We start from the raw sequence: 7,638 nt of genomic DNA on the forward strand, positions 1-7,638 counted from the left end.
CGGGCCGCCCTGCTGGACGCCGCGGTCCGCGTGGTGGCCCGCGGCGGTCTGCGCAGCCTTCACCTACCGGGCCGTCGCCCAGAGGCCGGGGTCACCCACGGCCGTACGTGCACCACTTCGGTTCGCGCGACGCGCTGACCGAGGAGGCGGTCAGCCACGCCATCCACTCCTCGCTGAACAGCAGCGCCCTGGAGATCGGCACGGGCAAGCCCGCCGACTTCGCCGCCGCTCGGTGTGACATGGTCGACTCCGGGCCCGGAACTCCAGGCGTTCCAGCACGAGTTGCCGCCGGAGGCGCGCCGACGCCCCGAACTCCCTGCCGCACAGCTGCGCAGCCTGTACGAGGAGTACTTCGGGGCCAGCGCGCGCGGGAGCTGACCCGCATCCTGGACCGTGGCCGGTGAGCCGCGGCATGCTCGCGGCTCGTGTTCCGCCGCGCTGGAGGGCCTCGGTCCTGCACCAGCTGGCCTTCGGTGAGCGCGAGGTCACCGAAGAGGCACCGCCGAGCTCAGGGGTCTCGCTGGAGCGGCTGTCCGAGGACCCGGACACCGACTGAACACCTCCGGCACATCGCCGCCGGGTCGCCGCCGCGCACGCAGCGTGGTCGTCGCGGGAACTCCCCGTCCCGTTCTTGCGGGATCTCGCTGCCCTCACCCCCTGTCAAACGGATAGCGTTCGGCCCGACGATGAGGCAACTCGTTTGGCCTGAAATCCTTCTCCCTGGCAGGTGATCCGAGTGGACAGTCAGACGGTTTCCCGCGGAGCGGACCGTACGGGACGCCCCCACTGCAGCCACGCTCAAACCCAACGCCCTCGGCGTTCTGGGCATCCTCTTTCTTTCGTGCTCGTCGGGTCAGGCCCCGCTCACTGCATCGCCGGAGCCGTCCCGATCTCGATCGCCACCGGCAACGGATCCGGCACCCCGGCCGCCTACGTGCCGGCCGGAGCCGTGATCCTCCTCTTCTCCGTCGGCTTGGTCGCCATGGGCCGCCACGTCGTCGACGCCGGAGCCTTCTACACCTACATCGCACCGGACTCGGCCGCACCGCGCCGGCGCCGGCAGCGCCAGCGTCGCCCTGTTCGCCTACTCGCGTCATCCAGGCCGCGATGTACGGGCTCTACGGCGCCACCCGTCGCCGCCCTCGTCGCCGACCATTACCCCTCGACCTGCCCTGGTGGGTCTACAACTCTTGGTGACCATGGCCGTGGTGCAGGCACTGGGAAGCCATGGGCATCGAGATGGGCGGCCAAGGTGCCTGCCGTCTTCGTGCTCTCGCCGAGTTCAGATCCTGCTCGTCTTCGGCCTGGTCACCCTCATGGGCGTGGCCCGAGGCTCGGCGCCGCCGACAGTTTCCTCCCGTCGGCCGCGCTGCAGGGCGCCCCCTGGCGTCGCGGTGATGTTCGCCAGCCGATGTCTGGCTTCGAGGCCAATACATCTACGGCGAGGGAGCTAAGGAACCTAAGAAGACCGTGCCCGCGCGACCTACCTCTCGGTCGTCGTCACCGGATTCTTTCGCCCTCACCTCCTGGATGCCGATCTCGGCCTACGGAGCCTCCAAGGAGCACTCCGCGCGGCGGGCGCCGCCCTGGCCTCCGGAGACTCTTTTTTTCGGGCTTCGTCTGCCCCGATCGCCGACCAGTTCGGCGGCTGGGTCAACGACGTCCTGCCGATCCTGCTCGCCACCTCCCTGTTCGCCGGCATCCTCACCTTCCACAACTCCGCCAACCGCTACCTGTTCGCCCTCGGTCCGCGACGGGACAGCTCCCTGCCCGGCTGTGCCGCCTCGCCCGGCACTGCCGTGGACGGCCGGCTGCGTCCAGACCGTGATCGCCGTGCTCCTCGTCGTGCCGTTCGCCCTGGCCGGCAAGGACCCCGTCCTCACCCTCTCCTGGTTCAGCGGCCCGTGCTCGCGATGATGCTGCTCTACCTGCTGACCTTCGGTGTCGGGCTCATCGTGTTCTTCCCGCCGTCGCCGCGTCGACCAGCGGGTCTGGAACACCCTGATCGCGCCCCTGCTCGGCGCGCTCGGCATCGCCGGTGCGATCTGGCTGATCTCGCCAACTTCACCACCCTGATCGGCGGCGAGGCGGGCACCGCGATCTGGCTGGTGCTCAGCGTCCCCGTCGTCCTCGCCCTCTCGGCGTGCTCAACCAACGGCTCCGGCGCCGAAGCACCACCGCTCCCACCGGCGGCTGACCCGCTCACCCGCTCGGCTCGCGTCGTACGGCTTCGCGTCCCCTCGGCACGCCGGAACTCGCACGCGACGAGCGGCGGACCGGCCCGCCCCCGACTTCCCTTCTCGGCTCCGTTCCCTGGAGGACCACGCATGACCGCACACCACGACGCGCCGGCTCCAGCGGGCCAAGGCGTCTCCCAGCCGTCCGGCGCCCACCTGATCGACGTGTGCCGAAGAGGCCGGAGGCGGGGGCGAGTTCTCGCGATCTCACCGCGCGACGGCCGGAAGCTCGCCTCGGTCGCCGACGGCGGCGAAGCCGAGGTGAACGCCGCCGTCGCCGCCGCACGCCGCGCTTTCGACCCACGGCCCCCTGGCCCCGCATTACGGCACCCGCGGACCGCGGCCGCACCCTTGATCCGGGTCGCCGAACTCCTCGACGCACACCGCCGAACTGGGCCCTCACCGTCAGCTTCGAAATGGGCAAGCCCATCACCGACGCCCACGACATCGAACTGCGGGCCGTCATCAGCACGTTCCGCTGGTACGGGCCAGCTCGCCGGACAAACTCACCGACGAGTCCCTCCCGCACACGCACGACGCCCTCGCCCTCGTCGTCACGCGAGGCCCGCCGGCGTCGTCGGCGCGAAGCTCGTGCCCTGGAACCTCCCGCTGACCCTGGCGGGCTGGAAGGTCGCCCCCGCACCGGGCCGCAGGCTGCACCGTCGTACTCAAAGCCGTCCGAGAACTCGCTCCCTGTCGCGCTCCTCCTGGGCCGCATCGCTCCTGGAGGCCACGGCCTCCCGCCGGGCGTCCTCAACGTCGTCTAACGGCACCGGACCCGTGACCGGCCGCGCCCTCGGCGCCCTGCACCCCGACGTCGACGTCCTGGCCTTCACCGGCTCCTTACCGCCGTCGGCCGCCCACTTCCTGCACTACGCCGCCGACCCAACCTCAGCGGGTCTGGCATTTCCGAACTCGGCGGCAAGTCACCGGGCATCATCGCTTCCCGACGCCCCCGACCTGGAGAAGGCCGCTTCGCCACCGCTCGCCTGGGGCATCTTCTTCAACCAGGGCGAGATGTGCACCGCGCCCTCCCGCCTCCCTCGTGCACGCCTCCGTCGCCGAACAGGTCACCGAAGCCGCCGTGGCCCGCGCCCGCGCCGCTGCGCGTCGGCGACCCCTCGACCCGGCCACCGAGATGGGCGCCACTCGCGGGCGAGAGTCACCTCGCCCGCGTCCTCGACTTCCCGCACGTCCGCGCGGGCGGAGACTGACTTTGGCGCCCGCATCCGCACCGGCGGAGCGCGCACTCACCGACACCGGCGGCGTCTACCTCCGAACCCACCGTCTTCGATCACGTCGCCCCCGACAGCCGCCTCGCCCGCGAGGAGATCTTCGGCCCCGTCCTGTCCGTGCTCACCTTCGACGACCTCGACGAGGCCGTCGCCCTCGCCAACGCGACCGAGTACGGCCTCGCCAGCCGGCCTGTGGGACCTCCGACCTGTCGACCGCCCATTCCAGGTCTCGCGCCCTCAAGGCCGGCACGGCGTCAATCCGCTACGAGGAGGGCGTGACTCACCGTCCCCTTTCGGCGGCATGAAGCAGCCGTGGCAACGGACGCGACGAGTCCGCCCACGCCCTGGAGGCGCGGCACATGTGGAACCGAAGACGACCTTGATCCAGCTGTGACGACGACGGCCCGCGCTCTCATCGCGATCCGCCCGCTTCCGCGCCACCTCCGCCCTGCGCTGCGCCGCAGAGGCGTCAACGCCCGCGCGCTGATCGAGGCCGTCTGGCGGGCGGGCGGTAGCAGAACCGGGCCACCATCCACCCCACCGACCCGGCCGACAGCGACGTCGCCGCCGCCTGCCTTCGCCTGTCGCTTCGACGGCGTCCTGCTCGGCGGCGAGCACCCCGCACCGCACCGCTACGGAGCACCGGACGCCCATCGATGGCGGTCTCACGACGTCGACGACCTGCAGGACGCGTGCGTTCGACTCCGAAGCGTCGCCCGCCAGGCACTGGCGGGCGGACTCCCGCTCCTGGCGATCTGCCGCCGCGGACTGCAAGTGGTCAACACCGTCCTGGGCGGCACCCTCCACCAGGACATGGGCGGCCTCGCGCCGCGAACACCGGCACGTCCGGCATCCCGCCTGGGCACACTCGCCCCCGGCTCGGCCCCGGCCCGCATCACCGCGACCGACAAGACCGAAGGCTGCTACCACCACTCAGCAGCGGACCGCCTGGGGAGGGGCCTGCATCGCTCGCCCGGGCCGCCGACGAAACGATCGAGGTCGAACTCGCCGACGCCCGTGCCCTGCTTTGTAGCGGTGCAGGGCACCGAAGACACCGCGCACGAGGATCGCCCAGCAGCGCTTCGTCGACCGCGCTGGGGCGGGCAGCACCCTCTGACGTCCAGCAGGGGCTCAGCTCAGCTTGACGCCTGCCTGGCGCGGCGTCGGCGCCCTCGCCGTTGAGGAGCAGAAGCGACTGACGGCGCTCCTCGCCGTCCTCCCTCGACCTGGAGCACCACCTTGCGCAACCCGTTTCGGCGAACCACGGCACCCGTCGTCGCTCAGCCGGGACGTCACGAACGCTTCCTCGCCGTTGAACGCGGGGGAACACCTCGCGCATGAAGTCCTCAGCCCTCGTCCGCTGTCAGGCCAGCAACACGAGCCGTCCGTCGGTCGGATGACCGGCCCGGCGCAACAGCCCGCGCGCGACACCAGCGTGCGGGCCACGCCGGTCAGCGTGCCCTTTGGAGATGCCCGCCTCTCGGCGACGTGCCGGGTCTCCGGACTCGCCCCACACCCAGACCACCCACAGCAACGGCACGAACGCGGTCCAGGTGAGATCCGACCCGCGCAGCACCGAGCGCCCTCCAGATGCTGACGCACGGCGGACGCGGCCCGGTAGATGCTGGGCCACCGCGGCCATCTGCTCCCGGCGGACGGGAATCCCCGAGCTTCGCCTCCGCGAGCTCTCTGCCTCGCTGATGGACCGCTGGCTGGGCACGGGCGCATCGTCACCGACCCGATCGTGGTCCCCGGGTCATTCGACCTCAAATTCGTAATACGGCGACGCCCTGCGGAACGGCCGGGTTGTCGTGATCTTCAGTGCTCCTGAGATGCTCGCCCGATGTGGCGCGAACTGATCCTGGAACTGTCGGCGGACGCGGAACTCGCCGAGCCTGCGACCAGCGGGGCCTTGGGCCGAGGCCGAGCGTGCAAGCTGGGCAGCCGCTGCCCGCGGATCTCGCGCTCCTGCTCCGCGAGTGCGACGGGAGTGCGCGCACTGGCGGAACCGACGTGGTGTGGAGCGCCGAACGGATGGCGTAAGGAGAACGCGTCCTCTGTACCTCGGCGGACTCTCGCCGAGCCTCTCGCATGCCCTTCGAGCCGCTGATGTTCTTCGGGGACAACGGTGGCGGAGACCAGTTCGCCTTCGTCAGTGATCCCAGAGCGAGGAGCGTGTTCGTCTGGGGACCACGAGAGGGACGGGCGTTCGTAGGGCGGCGAACGGGCTGGAGGACTATCTCGCGTCAGAGCCATGGAGGACCCAGGGGACTGGTGGCGGCTGACGGCTCGTTCCCGGCGGACGTACCGGGGCGGGACAGTGGCATGAGCGTGGGCTGGCAGAGGCAGCGGCGAGTTCCGTGAGCCTGCGAACCGAGTTCGGCCTCCGTGATCGAGGTGGATGGCGAGCGACGTCGGCGCGAGGAGTTTCGGTGCGTCGTGGGGCGGATCGTCTCGGACACGGGGTCCTGGCTCCGGGCGTTCGGCGTCCAGAGGAGGGTGTCCAGGGTGTCGTGCCGCTCAGTCGTCAGCCGCTGGGATGTAGCGATTGCACGAAGAGCGGTCGGGTGGCGACGGAGCGGCTTTCCGAGGGTGTGTCGATGGGGTACCGCGGTCTCGGTGACGACCTGGCGCACCGTCCAGCCGCTGCGCTTCTCGCCTCTCCCCGCGCTGGAGGACCGCCCAGCCCGGGCGAGCGCCGTGGGTGATGACCTGGCGGCGGAGCAGGCAACGGCCACGGACCGGCGTCGCTGCGGGCGCCGTCCACGAGCCTCGATGGGCTCCAGGGGCTGGCGCCGAAGCCGATGTCGACCAGCCAGCGGGTGCCGTCCAGGCCGACGATCAGGCATGGCGTGCGTCGCCGGACGCTGGTGGAGTCCGCACCCAGCTGGACCCGGCCTGAGACGGCGGTGAAGCGGGAACCCGAGTTTCTCCCAGCGCGGCGGCGAAGAGCACGGTGTGCTCGTACGCAGCCGCCCCGGCCACGGCGGGATCAGCTTCTGTCCCGCACCGAGGGCAGGTCGAGGCGCACCTCGCGGGCATGCAGGAAACTGTCGAGGGTGTCCCACCGCAGGGTCAGCACATTAGGCGCGCTGCCAGGCCCGCAGCGTGGTGAGGGTGGGGCCCGGTCGCCCTCGTATCCGAGGTGACTGAGGTGTAGGGCGTCCAGGCCGAGCTGCTCGCTGCTCCACATACCAAGGTCAACTTCCGTCCGGCGGGCGCCATCTCCGGGAACCAGCGCCTGACCGGGGCCATCGCAACGTCAGCTGTTGGCAGCCTGCTCCTTTGGCGAGTTCCTCGGCGATCTTGTCGCCTCCGCGGGAGCGCCACTTCACCGCCGCGTCGAGGTCGGACCATGGAGGACCGACCTGGCGATCACCGCCGTGACGGCGTCAGTCCATCAGGGCCCGCAGCGTGGCGCCCTGGGAGACGAGAGAGGGGTGCGCGAGACGAGACCGAACGAGGCGTCGTGCGAATGGTCACCGACGACCTTCTGCGGCCAGGCGCAGCGCCCGGACCGCTTTCGGCGCCCTGGCACGAACAGCGCACCTGCGGTCCCTCGGCCAGCATAGCGCGGAAGGGCAGGCTGGTGATGTTCTCCACCTCACCGAGCCTGGTGCGCCTGGGAACCGTCCTTCGCCCGGTCGCAGGCGGACGCCCTCGACACCGAACTGCATCAGGCTCCCACTCCTTCGTGCCGAAGGGTGACGCCAGGTAGTCGAGGACGCGCAGCAGCATCTGGATGCGCCCTTCTGGCCTTCTTCAGGATGGTGTACCGAAGGAACGGCGGGCCGCGACGTGGCCTCCGGGCGTGCCGTCGACCGCGTAGGGCAGCGCAGGTGCCGGCGTCAGCAGTCCCTTCGTGTCCGGGTATGCTGTCGTGTACGCCGAAGCTGTTCTTGCATCGAGCCGACCGTGCCATGTTGAGGAACAGCGTTGAGGTCGGGGAGGACAGGGACGTCGCGTCCGGGTGGTACGAGCGTTCTTGCGCAGCTGACCGGTAGGCGACGGCCTGCCGGTACCGCTCGTCGGTGTAGTTGAGGTGGAAGGCGCCGCTCTTGTCGACGGCCCATACTGCGGGGCGCGGTGAAGGGCGCACGAAAACGCGAAAGCGTTTCACGATAAATGCGAAACGGTTCCAAATTCCGAACTGAACGAAGTACACC

The 7,638-nt window shown here is 70.5% G+C and carries 6 protein-coding genes and 2 pseudogenes; 6 read left to right on the top strand and 2 right to left on the bottom strand.

The window, feature by feature from the left end:
* Nucleotides 1–91: 91 nt before the first annotated feature.
* On the bottom strand, nt 92–241 hold the full coding sequence (locus RBJ77_RS36680; protein WP_372348908.1) for a hypothetical protein: 150 nt from the start codon (nt 239–241) through the stop codon (nt 92–94).
* On the opposite strand from RBJ77_RS36680, the gene RBJ77_RS36685 reads away from it, so the two are divergent.
* The 6 genes and pseudogenes from RBJ77_RS36685 (at nt 235) to RBJ77_RS36710 (ending at nt 4,654) form a co-directional block, all read left to right on the top strand.
* Nucleotides 235–378: a hypothetical protein gene (locus RBJ77_RS36685; protein WP_372348909.1), complete on the top strand. Its 144-nt coding sequence runs from the start codon at nt 235–237 to the stop codon at nt 376–378. The two genes, RBJ77_RS36680 and RBJ77_RS36685, sit on opposite strands and share 7 nt — an antisense overlap.
* Before the next feature lie 22 nt (nt 379–400).
* Nucleotides 401–556: a hypothetical protein gene (locus tag RBJ77_RS36690; protein ID WP_372348910.1), complete on the top strand. Its 156-nt coding sequence runs from the start codon at nt 401–403 to the stop codon at nt 554–556.
* 1,385 nt (nt 557–1,941) lie between these two features.
* Nucleotides 1,942–2,076, top strand: a complete 135-nt coding sequence (locus tag RBJ77_RS36695; RefSeq protein WP_372348917.1) for a hypothetical protein — start codon at nt 1,942–1,944, stop codon at nt 2,074–2,076.
* Nucleotides 2,077–2,327: 251 nt separating this feature from the next.
* A pseudogene (locus tag RBJ77_RS36700) lies at nt 2,328–3,218 on the top strand (aldehyde dehydrogenase family protein); the annotation flags it as partial.
* Nucleotides 3,219–3,568: 350 nt separating this feature from the next.
* Nucleotides 3,569–3,751 carry an aldehyde dehydrogenase family protein gene (locus RBJ77_RS36705; RefSeq protein ID WP_372348915.1) on the top strand — a complete coding sequence of 61 codons (183 nt, stop codon included), beginning with the start codon at nt 3,569–3,571 and terminating at the stop codon, nt 3,749–3,751.
* Nucleotides 3,752–3,784: 33 nt separating this feature from the next.
* Entirely contained in the window at nt 3,785–4,654 is an 870-nt protein-coding gene (locus tag RBJ77_RS36710; protein WP_372348911.1) for a gamma-glutamyl-gamma-aminobutyrate hydrolase family protein, read from the top strand.
* 1,345 nt (nt 4,655–5,999) lie between these two features.
* Here the strand turns inward: RBJ77_RS36710 and RBJ77_RS36715 are convergent.
* Nucleotides 6,000–6,398 (bottom strand): annotated as a pseudogene (locus RBJ77_RS36715) (arylamine N-acetyltransferase); the annotation flags it as partial.
* Nucleotides 6,399–7,638: the final 1,240 nt, after the last annotated feature.

Source organism: Streptomyces sp. KL116D, assembly GCF_030766975.1.
In the GTDB taxonomy this organism is placed as follows: Bacteria; Actinomycetota; Actinomycetes; order Streptomycetales; family Streptomycetaceae; genus Streptomyces; species Streptomyces longispororuber_A.